General features: G+C 49.8%; 1 protein-coding gene. It reads left to right on the forward strand.

The window, feature by feature from the left end; genetic code table 11:
- Window positions 1-30: 30 nt before the first annotated feature.
- Window positions 31-215, forward strand: a 185-nt coding sequence (locus FJM74_RS22255) for a hypothetical protein (protein ID WP_206684099.1), incomplete at its 3' end; no start/stop codon positions are given.

Genomic DNA, 215 nt, shown 5'->3' on the forward strand with positions numbered 1-215 from the left:
TCGTAACAGGGGCCGCAGGAGAAGGAAAGAGTGAAAGAGGGAAGGGGAAAAAGAAAAAAATATTTCCCTGAATCGCTTGCAGAGAAAGAAAAGCTTCTTACCTTTGCATCCCCTTCCGGGACGGACGGTTCGAAGGGGGAAAGAGAGAATGAAATTAAGAATACAAGGCGTCAAGGCGCAGCCGCTAAGAGTAGCGGCGCAAGAGGAGGAGGTTG

Source organism: Pontibacter beigongshangensis, from assembly GCF_014332515.1.
Lineage (GTDB): Bacteria > Bacteroidota > Bacteroidia > Cytophagales > Hymenobacteraceae > Pontibacter > Pontibacter beigongshangensis.